This is a genomic window from Paenibacillus sp. 05T425 (assembly GCF_056396205.1).
The window spans coordinates 1-17,275 of the sequence record NZ_JBFTLA010000023.1; the positions used below are offsets into that span (position 1 = coordinate 1).

A 17,275-nucleotide genomic window follows, 5' to 3' on the forward strand; every position below is an offset into this window, starting at 1 on the left:
ATCCACCCTTTATTTACGCATGCCTTTTTCCCCATCTCCCAGCTACCGGCTCTCCCATCATCCTTTTCTTCAATTTAACTACAGGATGAACTCCTGCGAATTCATGAGTCTGAGTGAGGAAATTGAATCATTTCGAGGGAGCTTAACAATTGAAAGACATTTTTCTTTATCAATTGCCTCTAATTTGAAAGACACCAATAACGGTTTTACCATCAACGTCATATAGCGGGATATCATAACCGCCTGGGGGTCTATTGTTTTGTATAGCTAGAGCTTCCTCGGGTGTCTTGGGCTGCTCACCGTCTATGTCTTTTTTCAGCACATATCCTTCTGTGCCATCCACACTTATAGCACTGATTAATTCAGGTCCCGTTTCTGGAGAAGTAGCATCTGCGGCAGAACCGTATGTCTGTCCGTTTTTATTTTTAGGATAGATCATATTCTTAGGGCTTATATACAAAGAACCAATTATGTTTACTCCATCAACATCATACAGTGGGACAGTACGACTAAGATCACCGAGATAATCTTTCTTAAGCACATATCCTCTAATGCCATTCACACTTCCTCCATAGATTAAATCAGATAGCATTTCAATGGAGGTGGCTTCATCAGCAGAACCGAATGTCTGTCCACGTTCATTTTTAGGATAGTTGAGAGGATTTGTATGGCTTTGATTAGTTGTACTTTTAGCATATGTAATTTGGAATACCGTTACAGCTCCCACTACACAAACGATAAAAACCACACCAATCAATATTCTGTTGCCTTTAGAATACATCTTCACATTTGTTCACTCCCTAAAAGTTTCTCACTCTTCACTCTATAGCCGTTCGTCCCGTCCATTTCAATTCTTAAACGACACCAATTAATGGAAAGTTGCACTCTGCCTGTTAACATAAAGAAGCCGCCGTGCGTGCCGGCGGCCTGGTGTCGTTGTGCTATCGTTCCTCGTTAGCTTAAAGACGTCTGCCACTTTCAATCACTTATTAATTTTATCTGCAGTAGCTTTTCCATAAATATTTTTATAAGAGGTTTCATAAGCAACAGCTTCAGTGGGTTTAATGCCCGGAATTAAGTAAAGTTTTATTCCATTTGGAAAATACGAAGTTGAATTGTTTGGTTTTTATTCCTTCGACAGACTAAAATATTTTTTTGTTGACTTAAACCATGGTTTAAGTCGTATCATATTCCTGTCGACAATGAAAGATAAAATTTTGGAGGCCTCCAGATGAAGTATTGTTCAATTAGCGAAGCTGCAGCCAAATTCGATATTCCAGAATCAACGTTACGTTATTATGAAAAAAAAGGACTACTACCACTAATCGAGCGTGATGAAGCTGGGAGGCGGTTATTTTCAGAAGATCAAATTACGCTCCTTGAAATCGTTATTTATTTAAAAAACACGCACATGCCAATAAGTGGTATCAAGCAATATGTTGACTGGGTAGTAGAAGGAGATAACACCATTGAACTCCGACTTGGAATGATGAAGAATCACAAGCAAGCTGTGATAGCTGAAATTTCGTTGATGACCGAATCTTTAAAAGGAATTGACGTAAAAATTACACGTTATACAAAACGTACTCAGGAAAGAAAAGAAGAATGATAAGTTGAAAAGTATTAGTAACTGGCGCATATAAAGGAATTGGCTTTATTGCTTTGAAATTGATAAACAAGTAAGTTAAGAAAACTATGGAGAAGAGGAACTATAATGAAACTTACAGGAAATACAATACTTATTACAGGCGGAAGTTCTGGAATAGGATTAGCTTTTGCAGAGCGCTTTATAAAAGCTGGAAATAAAGTAATTGTTTGTGGACGACGTGAAAATGTACTTCAAAAAGCGAAAGAAAAATCCCCTAGCCTTATTACTCGTGTAAGTAATTTGGATATTGAATCCGAGCGTGTAGCATTGTTTGATTGGGTATCAGCGAACTATCCAGAAGTGAATGTGTTAGTTAACAATGCAGGAATCCAACAACGCTTTAATGTGCTAAAGGCGGATGTGAGGAACAATTGGAGTTATTTCAGTAAAGAAATCACAACCAACATTGAAGCACCTTTCCATCTCTCTGTGCTGTTCTCTCCATTTTTTGCAACAAAAGAAGAGGCGACAATCATTAACGTGACATCTGGGCTAGCTTTTACGCCGTTTGCGATTGCTCCGATTTATTCAGCAACAAAAGCGGCGCTTCATTCATTTACAATGAGTCTAAGACACCAACTCTCTGATACGTCTGTAGAAGTGATTGAAGTTGCTCCTCCGGCAGTGAATACAAATTTAGGTGGAGCGGGGTTACATATCCAAGGAGAACCATTAGATGCCTTCGCAGATGGAATTTTCAAAGGATTAGAAGAGGGTAAAAAGGAAATTGGATATGGTACTTCTGTCAATCGCTTACGCATGTCACGAGATGAAGTCGACGAGTACGCTGAAAAGATGTATAAGGCCACGAAATACACAATTGAATAACTACACTCACGAAAAAGGTACCACCATTGTGTAGGTGCTTTTCCGAAATTATTAATCAAAAAGTCAGTTTGTTTTGACTTCGCATTGTCATATAAAAAAGCTAAACTCGCCGCAGTGTCGGCGAGTTTTCTTTATTTTAGTTATCTATTCCTTATTTAACTAAACTCCCTCTATGGAGAATCGCTTTTCTCTTAATTGCTCACGTTTTCTTAGGTTTTGAACAAATGTTATTGTTAAAAGATAACTTTTCAATGGAACGAAATTTTAGATGAAGAAATTTGTGGGGCTGCTTAATGCGCAAAAAATCTCTACCCAGACCACTGTTCAGTAAAAAGTGGTTAGTGCGGTAAAGTATGGTTGCACCTTTGGATCTCTACATAAGCTCATGGTGGTCAACCCTCCCACATCTCACAGAGTCTACGCTCCCACATTCCTTCATTCAACCTGTCCATGAGGTGGAGGTCAGATATGCTGCCCGACAGGATCTTCGTCCGTATGTTAGTTCCGTTCCTACTCATCCGTGCTTCTTGTTATCTCACATTAGTTTRGGTCATCATTTCAACACAAAGGTCGGTTTTTGCGTCCTTAACGTCATTCTTTGTAGGCGAAATTGTCGTCGAGTTCTTTGCTTTTCTTCACGTGGAGTGGATTCACCACTCCGTATTTCACTTGTTTTTCTCGAAGGATATGAGCAAGGTTCAGCCAGTATTGACCGGTAGTCTCCATGCCTACTATGACGTCCTTAAACCCTTGCTCCGTTAAAATCTTTTGGAACCAACAAACGAATATTTCAAAACCTTCTCGATTATTTTCAAATGTGATGGGCTTCCCGTGCTCGACTCCGCGGTAGTCTTGTGCTCGAGCCACATGTTTGAATTTAGCGATGTCTACACCGACAACTAAAGTTGAAGAAGTGATTTGATCAATTCGTTCATTTTGAGTAGAATGCATCTTGTAGTCTCCTTGGTTTGTTATTGGATCCGTTCGCTCGCCAGCTCTGGGACCCACTAACATCATACCAAGGAGTCTTTTTTGTTTCTCAAATCTCGTATTTCTCCATAACTAGGAATGCTGCCCGATAGCTTAATAAAAATGGAGCAGCTGCGGATCGCAATCTGCTCCATGGTACATTGTACTAAAGTTCCTCATTAGCGTAACGAAAAGCTGTCACGCGACAGCCCTCTCGGTGTTCAACTATAGTGCCCCATTAAATCACCAGGTTTAAGGCTCGATGTAAAAGAATGTCCATATCCTAGTCCCGATGGTGGATATGCGCTTCTAAGTTATTTTCAAGACTGCCAATTTCCATGCGCCCAAAACTATTGTTATGACAAATGCACCAGATTTGTACTGATTTGTATAGTGCAACGGGTAGATCAATAAGTTTCCGTAATATGGTAGATTTAAGATAAATCAAAGATAGGAGTGAAGATTGATGAAACGACGGTTTATGCTTTTAGTTTGTGCCTTTCTGTTGCTGTCGCTGCTTGTACCCTTTCAGGCAGCAGCCGCTGAGGCCGGTTCCGCGGTGGCAGCAGAGAGTTTGAATTCGGGTGCAACGATGGTTACAGGAGGACCGGGTCATTCTCTCGCTCTTAATAAGGATGGAACGGTATGGGCGTGGGGAAGCAATGAATATGGCATCGATGGAAGTACGACAGACCATCATTATATTCCGGTTCAAGTGCAGGGTCTCGATTCGGTGGCCGACATCGCGGCGGGTTATTCGCATAGTTTGGCACTCAAAAGCGACGGAACCGTCTGGGCGTGGGGATGGAATTGGAGTGGCGGAATGGCCAGTACTTCCCCCGTTCAGGTAAACAATCTTAACTCCGTGGAAGCTATTGCTTCAGGGCATTATCATAATTTGGCGGTAAAAAGCGATGGAACCGTATGGGCGTGGGGGTGGAATATCCACGGTCAACTGGGCGATGGAAGCAGGACAGACCGTGATACTCCTGTTCAAGTACAGGGCCTCGGTTCGGTGGTCGACGTTGCTGCGGGTCATCTCCATAGTGTGGCGCTTAAAAGCGACGGAACCGTCTGGGCGTGGGGAAGCAATGAATTAGGCCAAAACGGGGTGCCCGGTGGCTTGATCATTTACGATGGACCCTACACAACCCCCTACCGTGATACTCCTGTTCAAGTACAGGGTCTCGATTCGGTGGTAGCCATCGCGGCGGGTTATTCGCATAGTTTGGCACTCAAAAGCGACGGAACCGTCTGGGCGTGGGGATATAATTCTTCTGGTCAACTTGGCGATGCAAGCACAACAACGCGTTATACTCCCGTTCAAGTAACCAATCTCGGTTCGGTGTCCGCCATCGCTTCGGGTGATTCGCATACTTTGGCGATGCAAAGCGATGGAACCGTCTGGTCATGGGGCCATAATTATTCCGGTCAACTGGGCGATGGAAGCACGACCAGCAGTTCTTCCCCCGTTCAAGTATCCGAGCTCGATTCGGTGTCCTCCATCTCGACGAATGATGGTTCGCATAGTTTGGCAGTGAAAAGCGACGGAACCGTTTGGGCGTGGGGCGATAATTATTCTGGTCAACTCGGTGATGGAACCACGATAAACCGTTATTCTCCCGTACAAGTTGCGAATACTGATGCGCCACAGTGGCCTGAGTACGACGTGCTGACGGTTACCGATGTGACCTACAACAGCGTACAGCTGAATTGGCAGCATGCCACGGATGATACAGGTGTAGAAAAGTACTTGGTGTACCAAGACAACACGCTGCTGGCCACCCTTGACGGGGAAGTGCACAGCTATGAAGTGAATGGGTTGTCTTCTAATTCGTCCTACCTCTTATCACTGGTCGCCGTCGATGCCGATGGCAACCAAAGCGTGACACAAGAAGAGACGGTCACTACTGCTGCAAACCATCCGGTACCAGAAGCAGAAACGCTGCTTTACCGGTTTAACGGTACCATTCTCGACTTTGACCAAAGCCGTATCATTTGGAAAGAGACCGGCGATAAAGCGCTCTGGATGTATAACCGTGCTGATAAAAGCCAAGTAAAAGTTTACGATGCGAACGGGTCCAAGTATACCTTAAGTACAGCAAAGTTATCCGCTGACGGCGTTGTGTATTCCATATCCGGTGTTGGGACTCGTTATTGGAAGGACGGAGCGGTTCAAAATAGTTGGGACAATGCGAGCCCATACGAAGTAAAAGGGAATTTTACGGTATTTAGCCACAATATTGTGAATGTAAAGACGAGAGAGTCTCGTTACCTTCTTAATTCGAGTTTTAATAATAGGAACTCATTTGATCTGTCGGCTGACGGAACGGTAATTTATGAGTTTCATACCGGTATTCGCCGCCACCTCCCCGACGATACGTTCACGACGTTTTATCCGCCCTCACCCGAATACCCGAATAAATATAACGGGCCTTTGACGGACGGAAAAAACATACTCTACAATGCATACACGGAGTATGAAGGTTATTCTAAGTGGTCTCTCCAAGTTCGCAGCGCCGATGGCCAGGTTACCAAGATAGCCTATAACCCAATTGATAATGCGGATTATTATTTGACCGACCCGAGAACATCGTACCAGATCAATAATGGATGGATTGCTTATAAGGAATACAACAAGGAAATAGAGCGCTGGACTTTGAAAGTCCGGTCGCCGGAAGGCGAGTCAAAACAAGTTTATGCGGCCCCTAAATGGTGGCAGTTGACCGGCGTTCCGCTCTCCATCAAGCAATTGGGACCCGACGGCACGGTAGCGTACACGTTTAAAGATACAACTTACCTTTATTCCGCACAAGAGGGCAGACTCTTGTATTCTTTCAGCGGTCCGGGGGAGTTGCACTACCGGGATGGCGTATGGAACCGGATTGACGGCGGATCATTGTATCAGGTTGATCCGAACCAACTCCAGCTTTCCGATTCCAAATCTTATCAAGCCGGCGGATCAAATTATGAGTATTCGTTATATTACGGGTACATTTCGTCCTCAGGACAAGAGTTGAGCGGATCTTGGAGCCCTCCTGAAGGTTTCCATGGAGTCGTTAAGGTCTCCATGGTATCCCCTGAAGGAGAAGATTATGACCTTAGTCTGGAGAACGTAGGCGAGGGTAACCGATTGCCGGAAGATACGACGGAACTCCCAGATGGTACCGAGTACAGTGCTACTGAGGTACCCGTAGGTTACACTGCGGAGTGGAGGATTAAGGGACATACGGACAAAGATTATAGTCCGGATAAGAAAGTTTTCGTCTATGTGAATATCAAATATGACAATCACTGAAGATATTGCTATGTTTGCCGAAACTTAATGGCCGGCCGCGGATCGCCCCGCGGTCTATTGTAAAGCGAAATCCCCGCTGACTTCGGCTGCGGGGATTTTTGCATTAGCTTAACGGTATGGCATCAATTACTACTATTATAGGTTTTCTTCTTAGCTCCTCAATTTCTTCGTAATCATAAGCCTCTAAATAATATACAAGTTTATCATTAGGCTGGACTATGGTGTTATATACTTGTGCGACGCCGCCCGAAATTGGCTTCGGATTTGGATCCAGTATGCCTCCAGCATCATAAACCCAAGCCCGTATTTTCAAATCTCCTGGTGGTGGGAAAATTCTTATTGTTACCTTAAGTGGCTTGCCGCTAATGTTTGTCCAATCACCTATAGGGCCATAGTCCGTAAAATACCCAATTCTCCCAATGGTACGGTGCTTTGAGGTGCGGACTTCCGGATTGTAATCTCCCGGTTTCTCGTCGAGCCATAAACCAGAAGAAGCGGAAGCCGTTCCCGCTGACATCGAAAACAGACTAAACCCAACCAACGCAGCGGCCATAAACATTTTTATTCTCTTCAAATCCAACACTCACTCTCCCCCAACTAAAGATTGAGTTTATTATCCTACTTGGATCATAATTTGTTAATATGTACCAAGGACTAGTTTTTGTTGATATGTGTCGGTAGAGTTTTATGAATTGAATACTTCTCTATTTGTTTTAACAACATCATGAATGGAAAATGTACCACCTGAAGCTACCAGCTTTTCCATAACCTTATCGCGAAGAAATGGCGCTTTTTCTTTATTCGCTTTCGTTAAGGCTATGGTTAGTTCCTCTTTTGTAAGTTCGGTGCAGTACGCAGGGGTTCCTGGCTGTTGTCTCCACGAATCGCTTAAAGAACCGCTATCCACGGCATCGAAGCCTAGATCGTTTGCTACACCCATGATGATTTGTTTATGGGATAGGTCATCGCCAGCAACCGCTATAGCAATGCGTCCATCGGTCCCTTCGGGAGTTCCATGATGCTCTAGCGTATAGGCTGAAAAATTGTTGAACGCTTTAATGATGGTCTTCCCAAATGATTGGACACCCAAACACTTTCAACCATTACGTCCACCACGTCTTTGATTTTACCGCTGATTTGAGGATAATAATTTGAAATGTCTACAACGACGACTTTCTCCCCAACTTTATCTATAATGTTGCGAATGCTTGGCAAGGCATAGAAAGGGATCGATGTTATAAGAACATCGATACAGCAGCCGATCGTCTGACCGGCTGTTGTCATTACTCATTGAACAAAGTTCCCAGTTACTTCAATTAACTTCAATTAATCCATCATCCTTGCTTCTACCTCGTTCGTTAAATTATTCATGAGGCCACCGATCTTGCCGGCAGCCGAAGCGTGAACTTGCTGTTCTCTGAAGGATACGGCTTCTATGAAACACCAACACTTCTTTTATTTATCTTCTTAAAAGCAGAGCATTCACGATTTGATCTAATAAAATTTAAAATCAAATTGGCGCATTCGTTTGGTCACAAGGTTTCAGTATTTAGTTCAATGTCATACTCATTAGAGCAATAAACTTTATCATATTGTGAGATTGCTAATCCACGCTCTCTATCTCCTCTTAGTCCTTCTCTTCTAATAAGTTCATCTTTAGAGCAAGTTACTCCTACAAATAGTACAGGATGATCGATTAATGAACTTAGACATGTATTAAACCTCTCGTCACTATCATTTACTGTATCTACAACTACATTGATCCTTTTGCCGACATTAATTTAACTGACGAAATGAGATTGCATTTTGATTTAATAGTTCTGTCGATATGGATGTCTTTCCGGAACTTGAAGTTCCATTTAGAAAAACTATTAATCCTTGCTTCAATTTAATCACGCATCAAAAAATAATCATTTTCAGATAACGTCGTCTTTTTTGCAACATAGTAATAGCAGTCATATCTAAGGTATTCATGCAGTGATTAAGCAATCCTGCCCTTTACTTCAGCAAAAACAGCAGCCGATTACTCTCGGCTGCTGTCGTGTTGGTTTTGAACTAACGTTCATCGTTAGCCTAGAACGTGTGGATTACTCAACTGTACTCCTCAATCAGTGAGGTTTTCCTTCCTTAATCTCGAAAACTCCGTCGCATAATACGCCATGGCGATGGCCGGTAAAGCGATTCCAATCAGCAGTGCCGCCTCCCAGCCCCCCGTTGCGTAAGCCCATCCCCCTGCCGCTGAGCCGATAGCGCCCCCTAAAAAGAAAATGGCCATATACAAACCGTTAAGCCTACTGCGATATTCCGCTCCTAAAGAGAAAATCACCCGCTGCCCGAGAACCATGTTGGCGGAAACCCCCATGTCAAGTAAAATCGCCGCAAGTACGAGGATGGGAACTGCGAGTGCAGAACTTGATGGAACCAGCAAGGGAAGCAGCCCGGAAAAGATGACGATGGCCAAAGCCCATCCCGTAGCCGGGCGAACCCATCCACGGTCTGCCATACGGCCCGCCGCTGGCGCCACAATTGCCCCCATTACCCCGACTAATGCGAACAAAGCGACCTCCTTCTGAGTGAAATGGAACGGCGGACTTGTCAATGCCAACGGTACTGTAGTCCAAAACAAACTGAACGTTCCGAATACACAAGCATGATAAATTGCCCTGCGGCGCAATGCCGGTGTCGCCTTCAGCAGATGCAGCATGGAGTGCAGCAGCGCCGGGTAAGCTGTAGCGGACGAAGGCTTCCTTGAGGGTAGTGCCTTTGCCAATACAAGAGCCAGCGCGAAAATCAATGCTGCGGAGATGAAATATATGGCGCGCCAGCCCATATACTCCGCCACCAAGCTTGAAATAGGACGCGCGAGCATAATCCCCAGAAGTAGCCCGCTCATTACGTTGCCCACATTGCGACCGCGCACGGCTTCAGGCGAAAGATGAGCCGCATACGGCACAAGGATTTGTGCTGCTACGGAACCTACTCCGATCACGAGTGAAGCGGTGAGGAACAGGATGGCGCTTTTGATTACAGCGGCAACTGTCAAAACGGCGGCTGTAAGGAGCAATGATGAAAGGATCAACTTACGATTTTCCAGGATGTCTCCCAACGGTACGATAAATAACAAGCCGATCCCGTAGCCGACTTGAGTCAACGTAACGATGAGTGCGGCAGCCCCGGAGGAGAGCCCGATGGTCGAACCGATCGTGCCTATCAATGGTTGAGCATAATAAAGATTTGCCGCTATGATACCGCAAGCGGCTGCCAGGATAAAAATCAGCGATGGCGAAACCGATTTTTCCGTTGGAATGGAAGCTGAATTCATAGAAAGTCCCCTTTGCTCACCAGAAATTTTCTGGAACAGTCGTTCCGGAATGTGCAAAAAAAATGTTTTATAGCATTTCCATCATCATGTCTATCATCTGCTGCATCTTGCTGCGGTCAMCCTGCACCTTCGCAACGATATTTATACTATGATTCAGGTTTAATAGCAGATAAGATAAAGTCTTGATATCTTTCTCAGGCATGATTTCTCCCGACTCCTGACCTTTGCGGAGCAGCTCGTAGAAGGATTTCTCCAACTCGTCAAACCGCTCCCTGATCAACGCATTCAGTTGCTMATCTGGCGAATCCATGCCGACTGCCGCATTAGTAATGAGACAGCCCTTCGGCGACTCGCCGTCCAATGCGGAATCGATGTGTATCTCGAAGTACTGCCTGATTCCCGATTTTGCGGATATCGCATGGACGAGGATGTCCCGTTTGGCTTGCTTCCACTTCTTATACCAGTTGATCGCCTCGATATAAAGCGTTTGTTTGTCCCCGAACGTTTCGTACAGACTTGATCTGCTAAGATCCATCGCTTCCAGCAAATCGGGAATGCTTGCCGCTTCGTAGCCCTTCTTCCAAAAAACGAGCATCGCTTTATGAAGCACCGCTTCTTTATCAAACTCTTTGTAGCGTCCCATGGTTCTCCCTCCGTTTCCGTAGGTACAGTATATCCTTTTCCGGAACGATAAGTCCAGTATTTTCTGCAGCTATGAAAGTTAGCTCAGTGGAATGGCAGCCAAGGTTAGTTAAATATCGGACGACAAGAACTTGGTACCATTCCCAGGAAACACATTGTTGATTTTGTTTAATCTCTCCACATTTCAATTTAAGCTAATTATTATTATGCTAAGATGATGCTTGTCTCAGCAGTTTGACAAATCGAAACCATTTCTTGATTCGGACTCTCGTTGGTAATTATGGCTGTTACGACGTTCAAATCCGCGAAAGAAACCAGCATGCTCGTACCGAATTTAGAGTGATCCATTACGATATACGACTCTTTCGCCTTTTGAATGGCAACACGCTTGATTTCTGCTTCATGCATATTGGAGTTGCTGAATCCGTGCTGGGGATGAAGCCCCGTTGCTCCTAAGAACACCTTGTCAAATGCCATGCGAGAAATTGTCTCCAGCGTAACAGGCCCTACCATTGACTTGGTCGTATCCATTAATATTCCACCAAGAACTATTGTCGGAATCCTTTTTTCTGACAACTCGGCAGCTACGTTAATAGCATTCGTAACAACAGTGATATTGGCATCTTCAGGAAGATGCCGCGCAATTTGAAGCGTGGTAGAACCTCCATCAATAAATATCGACTCGCCAGGTTGTACTAAGCTGGCTGCAAGTCGCCCAATTCGCTCTTTCTCTACTCCTCGTACAATTGAACGTTCTCTCAGCGCAACGTCTTTCGATGCAAGAATGGCACCGCCGAATGTTCTTTTAAGCAGGCCGCTGCGTTCCATTTTCTCTAGATCTCTTCGTACAGTCATATCCGTTACGTCGAAAAATTCCTTCAATTCCGCTATTTTGACCTCGCCTTTAGTCTGTAACTGCTGAATAATTTGTTTTTGTCTGTCATTCAAATCGTCCTTCATGGCACTCCCTCATATCTCCAGCAGATGGTTTTTAAACAAAAGCAATAAACGATTCCATTTCCGTTAGGTTGTACTTTAATTGTATGGGATGAATTTATGGAAATCAACATACTATGTTTCATTTCATAATGTTTTCGTCTATTTCAAACATTCTGCTGCTTGTCACTGCTTCATTGCTATCAACGTTTCAGTCGATCATATAGAAAATCCACGATATGGACTGCTTTCATTCGTTTAGGAGAGCCATGCTTCTCGATCCCATGCTTCATTTGCAGCAAGCAGCCGGGATTGCTGGTCACTACATATTCCGCTTGCGTATTGTTCGTGTACACCATCTTATGCTCCAGTATTTGTCCTGCCATTTCCGGTTGCGTTACATTATAAATACCTGCAGAGCCGCAGCAGCGATCCGATTCTTTCATTTCAATGTAGGTTACGCCATCAATCTCTCCCATAAGCTTTCTTGGTGCATCCGATGCACGCATGACATTACGGAGATGACAAGAATCTTGATAGGTTATACGGAGCGAGTCCTCCTCTTTGCTTTCGCCTCGTTCCGAGAACTGCAGCTTGCGGCCCATCCGAACCAGAAGATCGGATATGTCAATGATCCGCTCGGCAAACCATTTGGCATCCGCTTTCCAATCGGCATCATCTTGGAGTAAATGATCATACTCGACCAATATTGCTCCGCAGCCTCCCGCGTTTGTTACGATATAATCGACGTTTGCATCCTTAAAGGCACTTATATTCCCCCGAGCCAGGGATTTGGCTTCTTCGGACTCCCCGCTATGGGCGTGCAAGGCTCCGCAGCAATTTTGAGTCACGGGAATGATCACATCAAATCCCGATTCCGTTAACAATGTAACGGTATGGATGTTGGTTTGCGTAAACATCATATCCATGAGGCAGCCTCGAAATAGCGCGACGGTAGCAATTCTTTCCCCTTTTGCCAAGTGCTTGGTCCCGATTTTCTCGGCCACTCCTTTATAGGATGTGTCAGGCAATATGCTCTCCATCTCCCTCAAATGCGAGGGGAGCAGCTTCATCATCCCGCTGGCGTAAGCAACTTTGCGCAACCCTGTTTTTTGGTAGGCCTTAAGAGCGCCGCCCAGCAGTCGCATCCGTTTTTGATGAGGGAACATCTCCTTTAGTACCGCTCGCCGAATCCCTTTCACCCACCAACGATGCCGATCGGTATGCTCTTCAATCGCATCCCTCGTTTGTTCGATAAGCTGCCCGTATTTCACATCGGCGGGACAAGCAGGTTCGCACGCTCGGCAGCCGAGACAATGATCCATCTGCTCCTCAAATTGCTGGTCGGGCTCCATTATGCCGTCAACAACCGCTTTCATTAATGCGATTCGCCCTCTTGGCGACTCAGCTTCAATACCGGTTTCCCTGAAAGTCGGGCAAGCAGGGAGGCAGAATCCGCAGCGCATGCAATTCGTTAGCTGCTCATAGTCCAGTTTGGCTGCCAGTTTAGTAGCCATCGGACTTCTCGTTTTTTCGATGCTTTGCTCAACCATTTCCGATTACCACCCTTTTCCTCGTTTCCTTCGCGAACATTTTTCCGGGATTAAGGATGTTCAGCGGATCGAAAGCCATCTTGATCGCTTTCATCACTTCAATACCTGCAGTACCTACTTTCCATTCCAGGAAAGGAGCCTTTACGATACCAACGCCATGCTCCCCCGTAATTGTACCTCCCAAACGGATAGCTGCTTCGAAGATTTCCTCGAAAGCGGCCTCCACGCGGTGTACCTCTTCAAGATCACGAGCATCCGTAGTCGCCGTAGGATGCAGATTACCGTCGCCTGCATGTCCGAAGGTGCAAATCTGAACATTATGCTTCTTGGCAATACGGTTAATTTCCAGTACCATGTCGGCAATCTTTGAACGAGGAACAGTTGCATCCTCAAGTATCGTCGTAGGCCTCAGCCTCGCTAGCGCCGTGAACGCACTGCGGCGCGCTGTCATTAATTTCAGTGCCTCCTCTGCGGTTTCCGCAACATCAATACGATCAGCCTGCTCGCTTCGGCATATTTGTTCAATCATGGCTATGTCTCGCTCTACCGTCTCCGCTTCGCCATCCTGCTCGATAAGCAAAATCGCTTCCATGTCCCTCGGCAATCCGAGCTTCGCATAATCATCGACTACCCGAATAGTCGGATTGTCCATAAACTCCAGCGTTGCGGGAATAATCCGGTTTTCAATGATCTTCGATACCGTTCTAGCAGCTCCATTCATATCCTTGTACATCGCCAGCATCGTTTTTTTTGTTTTTGGAGGCGGAATAAGCTTAAGTGTGGCCTCCGTAATCACAGCTAGCGTCCCCTCTGAGCCGACAAGCAGCTTCGTAAGATCGTAACCAGCCACATCCTTCATCAGCTTTCCGCCTGAACGCAAAATATCGCCATTGGCTAAAACGGCTTCGAGTCCGAGAACATAATCTTTGGTCGTTCCGTATTTGAGGCCGCGGAGACCACCGGAGCATTCCGCAATGTTTCCGCCGATTGTGGAAATGGACATACTGCTCGGATCAGGCGGGTAAAAAAGCCCTAGATTTTCGACCTCAGTAATAAACTGCTTCGTGTTCACGCCGGGCTGTACAACAGCCGTCAAATTTTCAAGATCAATCTCCAGTATCCGATTCATTCTGTGCATAACCATAACAACGCCGCCAGTAACAGGAACAGTTCCTCCGCATAAGTTMGTTCCCGAGCCGCGGGTGATCAAGGGAATGCGATGACGATGGAGAACCTTCATGATTGCAGATATTTGCTCGGTTGTTTCCGGATAAATGACACCGTCAGGCAGAGCTTGCTGCATCGGCGTGCCGTCATAGGAATGGGTAATCAGCGACTGGGGATCGTCTTTAAAATAGGAGTTGCCTACTATCGTTATTAATTCGTCCTTAACTTCGATGCTCAACATTGCAAGTCCCCCCGGAATGAAAATGGACGAGAAACACAAACGGCTCTTTATAGCGTACAGGCAGTAAGGAGCGTCTGTTTCTCGTCATAAACACATCTATTATTTATGATTCAAACGGTAATATAGATCATTCCAGCGAATCTCGTTCTCCAGGTTCGTCATCGTAGACGTCTGATTGATAATGATGCATTCGATACCGGCCATCTTAGCCCAGTCCGCCAGCTGCTCGCTTGTAACATGGAAAGAGAAACCGAAGTGGTGCGCGCCGCCAGCCAAAATCCACGCTTCCGCCGCATCCGACAACGACGGCTCAGGCTTCCACAGAACCCGCGCTACCGGCAGGTTCGGCATTTCCTTCTCGTTCTTCACGGCCGTTACTTCGTTCACGATCAGACGAAATCTGTCACCAAGATCAACTACGGTAGCATTGACTGCTTTACCGCTATTTCCATTAAAAGTGAGACGGGCAGGATCGGCTTTACCGCCTACGAACAACGGATGAACCTCAATTTTCGGCTTGCTGACGGCAACAGTCGGACATATCTCTAACATATGAGCGCCGAGGACAAGCTGATTGCCCTCCTGCATGTGATACGTATAATCTTCCATGAAGGACGTGCCTTTGTTTTCGGCCATTATTTTCATAATGCGAACAAGAGCGGCCGTTTTCCAATCCCCCTCGGCTCCGAAGCCGTATCCGGCAGCCATAAGACGCTGCGCTGCTAGTCCAGGCAGCTGTTTCAAGCCGTGTAAATCCTGAAAGCTTGTTACAAATGCACTGTAACCGCCTTCTTGAAGGAACGCTTTCAATGCAATCTCCATACGAGCTTGTTCTCGAATCGCATCACGTTCGGTACCTTCACGTTGTCCGTTCTCTGTGAAGTCATAAAGCTCTGTGTATTCACCCATCAATTCCTTGACTTGTCCATCCGTGACATCCTGCACGCGTTCCGCCAGATCACCCGCAGGATAACCGTTAACCGACCACCCGAAGCGGATTTGTCCTTCAACTTTATCGCCTTCCGTGACGGCGACATAACGCATGTTATCTCCGAACCGAGCGATCTTCATCGTTTGGCTTTCCGTAAAGCCGGCAGCCGTTCTCATCCAAGAACCGATTCTGCCGCGTACTTGCACGTCTTTCCAGTGACCTGCAATGATTTTACGGGCAATGCCAAGACGGGCTCCAATAAATCCGAATTCCCGGTCGCCATGTGCCGCTTGATTCAAATTCATGAAATCCATGTCGATGCTGTCCCATGGAATATCTACATTAAATTGCGTATGAAAGTGAAGCAGCGGCTTACGCAGTTGGGTGAGGCCTGAGATCCACATTTTTGCTGGCGAGAACGTATGCATCCAAGTGATGATTCCTGCGCAACGATCATCTGAATTCGCTTCCAGACAGACACGACGTATAGCTTCCGGCGTCGTTACGACTGCTTTAAATATGATTTGATAAGGAAGAGCATCGTCATGATCCAGCCCGGCGACCATTTCCTTCGCATTGTCCTCCACTTTTGACAAAACATCTTCTCCATACAGTCCCTGACTTCCGGTTACGAACCAAAATACATAAGGCTTAGTCTGCAGCATACCTGTATCCTCCTTAATATGTGTTCAAATAAATCGCAATTCCAATCGATAATCTACGGTTTCACTCGGCTCTAATATACGGAGCGATCCTAGCTCCCTCTCGCCCGCCCTTCCTCTCGTCCAGCAATTAGAAGGCTCTAGTCCCAGTACATGCTCGCCTGATCCTGGCATGCGCCATTGAACGAATTTCGGAAGCGTGACAGGATCCCATTCCAGTTCTACCGATAGGCCATGCGAATTGGTGTTTGCAGGACGAGCCGGAAATGAGGGACTATGAATGCGTGCACGGACCGTTTCCTTGCCTTCATCCGGCCTATGATAATACACTTGTTCCTTAAAGGAAGGATCAGGCGCTTGCCATTCCCCTATCCTACTCATATCCATATCGTTGTCGCGCGTTGAAACTTCTCCTTTGGGGAGCTCCACTGTCGTGTCCTCGGAAAGCAGCGGAAATCCGAAGTTGAAATGATATAGCATCATATGAGGCGCAGGACGGAATCCAACATTCCGAACGGAATCCTGGATCGCTATGCGATTTTCACCTAAATGGCTAGTAATTGTTCTAGTCAGGCGTAGATGCTCACCAAAAATCGAGGTTTCCTCTATGACTCCACGGACTCGCAGCACATATTCATCGCCATCCCATTCTGACCAAGAAGAAATTTGACGTGCTGGCGTATGATGAATTCGACCATGAAGACCGTATGCGCCGTCGCTGTCTTTACCCGGCGATCCTACCTGTGATAATCCGCATGTCATAAGCAAGCCGCCGGATGCCGTTCGCAGCCATTCCGCTTCACGCTGATCGTAATAAGAAGGGTGAGGCTCTCCGTTGCTCGCAGACCAACTAACGGGTACGCCATGCATTTCGGCAAGCGAGATGTCCATCCCCTTGCTTGGCGTAACCCAGTAAGATAACCCGCCTCCGGTTCGCACTCGGAACGTGTCTATTCCCGCTTCAGGCCCTTCACTTCTGGTAAAACGCTCAACACCGCCAATTTGCTCGATGCGGCCGACTCTCGCTTCCAGCTCGCGACGTTTCCAGTCTCTTCCGTAAAGCTTCACGTTTTCCTCC

General features: G+C 46.0%; 14 protein-coding genes and 2 pseudogenes. 3 read left to right on the plus strand and 13 right to left on the minus strand.

Annotation, left to right across the window (positions count from 1 at the left end; all coding sequences use genetic code 11):
• Positions 1 to 169 precede the first annotated feature (169 nt).
• On the minus strand, positions 170 to 787 hold the full coding sequence (locus tag AC1DF0_RS30075; RefSeq protein WP_477577157.1) for a hypothetical protein: 618 nt from the start codon (positions 785 to 787) through the stop codon (positions 170 to 172).
• Positions 788 to 1,231: 444 nt separating this feature from the next.
• On the opposite strand from AC1DF0_RS30075, the gene AC1DF0_RS30080 reads away from it, so the two are divergent.
• Complete coding sequence (locus AC1DF0_RS30080) at positions 1,232 to 1,609, plus strand: MerR family transcriptional regulator (protein ID WP_477577159.1); 378 nt, start codon at positions 1,232 to 1,234, stop codon at positions 1,607 to 1,609.
• 105 nt (positions 1,610 to 1,714) lie between these two features.
• A complete protein-coding gene (locus AC1DF0_RS30085) occupies positions 1,715 to 2,476 on the plus strand; it encodes an SDR family oxidoreductase (RefSeq protein WP_477577161.1) in 762 nt (253 codons plus the stop codon).
• 575 nt (positions 2,477 to 3,051) lie between these two features.
• Here AC1DF0_RS30085 and AC1DF0_RS30090 read toward each other — a convergent pair.
• A pseudogene (locus AC1DF0_RS30090) lies at positions 3,052 to 3,427 on the minus strand (IS110 family transposase); the annotation flags it as partial.
• A gap of 484 nt (positions 3,428 to 3,911) precedes the next feature.
• Between AC1DF0_RS30090 and AC1DF0_RS30095 the strand changes: the two are divergent.
• Positions 3,912 to 6,743, plus strand: a complete 2,832-nt coding sequence (locus AC1DF0_RS30095) for an RCC1 domain-containing protein (protein ID WP_442053473.1) — start codon at positions 3,912 to 3,914, stop codon at positions 6,741 to 6,743.
• A gap of 103 nt (positions 6,744 to 6,846) precedes the next feature.
• Here AC1DF0_RS30095 and AC1DF0_RS30100 read toward each other — a convergent pair whose 3' ends face one another.
• The 11 genes and pseudogenes from AC1DF0_RS30100 to AC1DF0_RS30150 form a co-directional block, all read right to left on the minus strand.
• Positions 6,847 to 7,326, minus strand: coding sequence for a hypothetical protein (locus tag AC1DF0_RS30100; protein WP_477577163.1), 480 nt, complete (start codon positions 7,324 to 7,326; stop codon positions 6,847 to 6,849).
• Positions 7,327 to 7,428: 102 nt separating this feature from the next.
• Positions 7,429 to 7,994: pseudogene (locus AC1DF0_RS30105) on the minus strand (NADPH-dependent F420 reductase); the annotation flags it as partial.
• A 281-nt stretch (positions 7,995 to 8,275) separates the two neighbouring features.
• Positions 8,276 to 8,524: a phosphotransferase-like protein gene (locus tag AC1DF0_RS30110; protein WP_442053483.1), complete on the minus strand. Its 249-nt coding sequence runs from the start codon at positions 8,522 to 8,524 to the stop codon at positions 8,276 to 8,278.
• The gene (locus AC1DF0_RS30115) at positions 8,520 to 8,639 is read right to left on the minus strand and encodes a phosphotransferase-like protein (protein WP_442053480.1); all 120 of its coding nucleotides are present in this window, start codon (positions 8,637 to 8,639) and stop codon (positions 8,520 to 8,522) included. The genes AC1DF0_RS30110 and AC1DF0_RS30115 overlap by 5 nt, the downstream gene beginning before the upstream one ends.
• Before the next feature lie 208 nt (positions 8,640 to 8,847).
• A complete protein-coding gene (locus AC1DF0_RS30120) occupies positions 8,848 to 10,065 on the minus strand; it encodes an MFS transporter (protein ID WP_477577165.1) in 1,218 nt (405 codons plus the stop codon).
• Between the two features lie 67 nt (positions 10,066 to 10,132).
• Entirely contained in the window at positions 10,133 to 10,708 is a 576-nt protein-coding gene (locus AC1DF0_RS30125) for a TetR/AcrR family transcriptional regulator (protein ID WP_477577167.1), read from the minus strand.
• Between the two features lie 203 nt (positions 10,709 to 10,911).
• The gene (locus tag AC1DF0_RS30130; RefSeq protein WP_477577169.1) at positions 10,912 to 11,667 is read right to left on the minus strand and encodes a DeoR/GlpR family DNA-binding transcription regulator; all 756 of its coding nucleotides are present in this window, start codon (positions 11,665 to 11,667) and stop codon (positions 10,912 to 10,914) included.
• Between the two features lie 179 nt (positions 11,668 to 11,846).
• Positions 11,847 to 13,196: a (Fe-S)-binding protein gene (locus AC1DF0_RS30135; RefSeq protein ID WP_477577171.1), complete on the minus strand. Its 1,350-nt coding sequence runs from the start codon at positions 13,194 to 13,196 to the stop codon at positions 11,847 to 11,849.
• Positions 13,189 to 14,604, minus strand: a complete 1,416-nt coding sequence (gene glcD, locus AC1DF0_RS30140) for a glycolate oxidase subunit GlcD (RefSeq protein ID WP_477577173.1) — start codon at positions 14,602 to 14,604, stop codon at positions 13,189 to 13,191. Before glcD ends, AC1DF0_RS30135 begins: the two co-directional genes overlap by 8 nt.
• 99 nt (positions 14,605 to 14,703) lie before the next feature.
• A complete protein-coding gene (gene araA, locus AC1DF0_RS30145) occupies positions 14,704 to 16,200 on the minus strand; it encodes an L-arabinose isomerase (protein ID WP_477577175.1) in 1,497 nt (498 codons plus the stop codon).
• Positions 16,201 to 16,224: 24 nt separating this feature from the next.
• The gene (locus AC1DF0_RS30150; protein WP_477577176.1) at positions 16,225 to 17,265 is read right to left on the minus strand and encodes an aldose 1-epimerase family protein; all 1,041 of its coding nucleotides are present in this window, start codon (positions 17,263 to 17,265) and stop codon (positions 16,225 to 16,227) included.
• Positions 17,266 to 17,275 lie beyond the last annotated feature (10 nt).

What these genes read in the sequence shown, in the direction of transcription:
- AC1DF0_RS30080 (WP_477577159.1), top strand. Translation starts at nt 1,232, where the DNA reads ATGAAGTATTGTTCAATTAGCGAAGCTGCAGCCAAATTCGATATTCCA.
- AC1DF0_RS30085 (WP_477577161.1), top strand. Translation starts at nt 1,715, where the DNA reads ATGAAACTTACAGGAAATACAATACTTATTACAGGCGGAAGTTCTGGA.
- AC1DF0_RS30095 (WP_442053473.1), top strand. Translation starts at nt 3,912, where the DNA reads ATGAAACGACGGTTTATGCTTTTAGTTTGTGCCTTTCTGTTGCTGTCG.
- AC1DF0_RS30120 (WP_477577165.1), bottom strand. Translation starts at nt 10,065, where the DNA reads ATGAATTCAGCTTCCATTCCAACGGAAAAATCGGTTTCGCCATCGCTG.
- AC1DF0_RS30130 (WP_477577169.1), bottom strand. Translation starts at nt 11,667, where the DNA reads ATGAAGGACGATTTGAATGACAGACAAAAACAAATTATTCAGCAGTTA.
- AC1DF0_RS30135 (WP_477577171.1), bottom strand. Translation starts at nt 13,196, where the DNA reads ATGGTTGAGCAAAGCATCGAAAAAACGAGAAGTCCGATGGCTACTAAA.
- araA (WP_477577175.1), bottom strand. Translation starts at nt 16,200, where the DNA reads ATGCTGCAGACTAAGCCTTATGTATTTTGGTTCGTAACCGGAAGTCAG.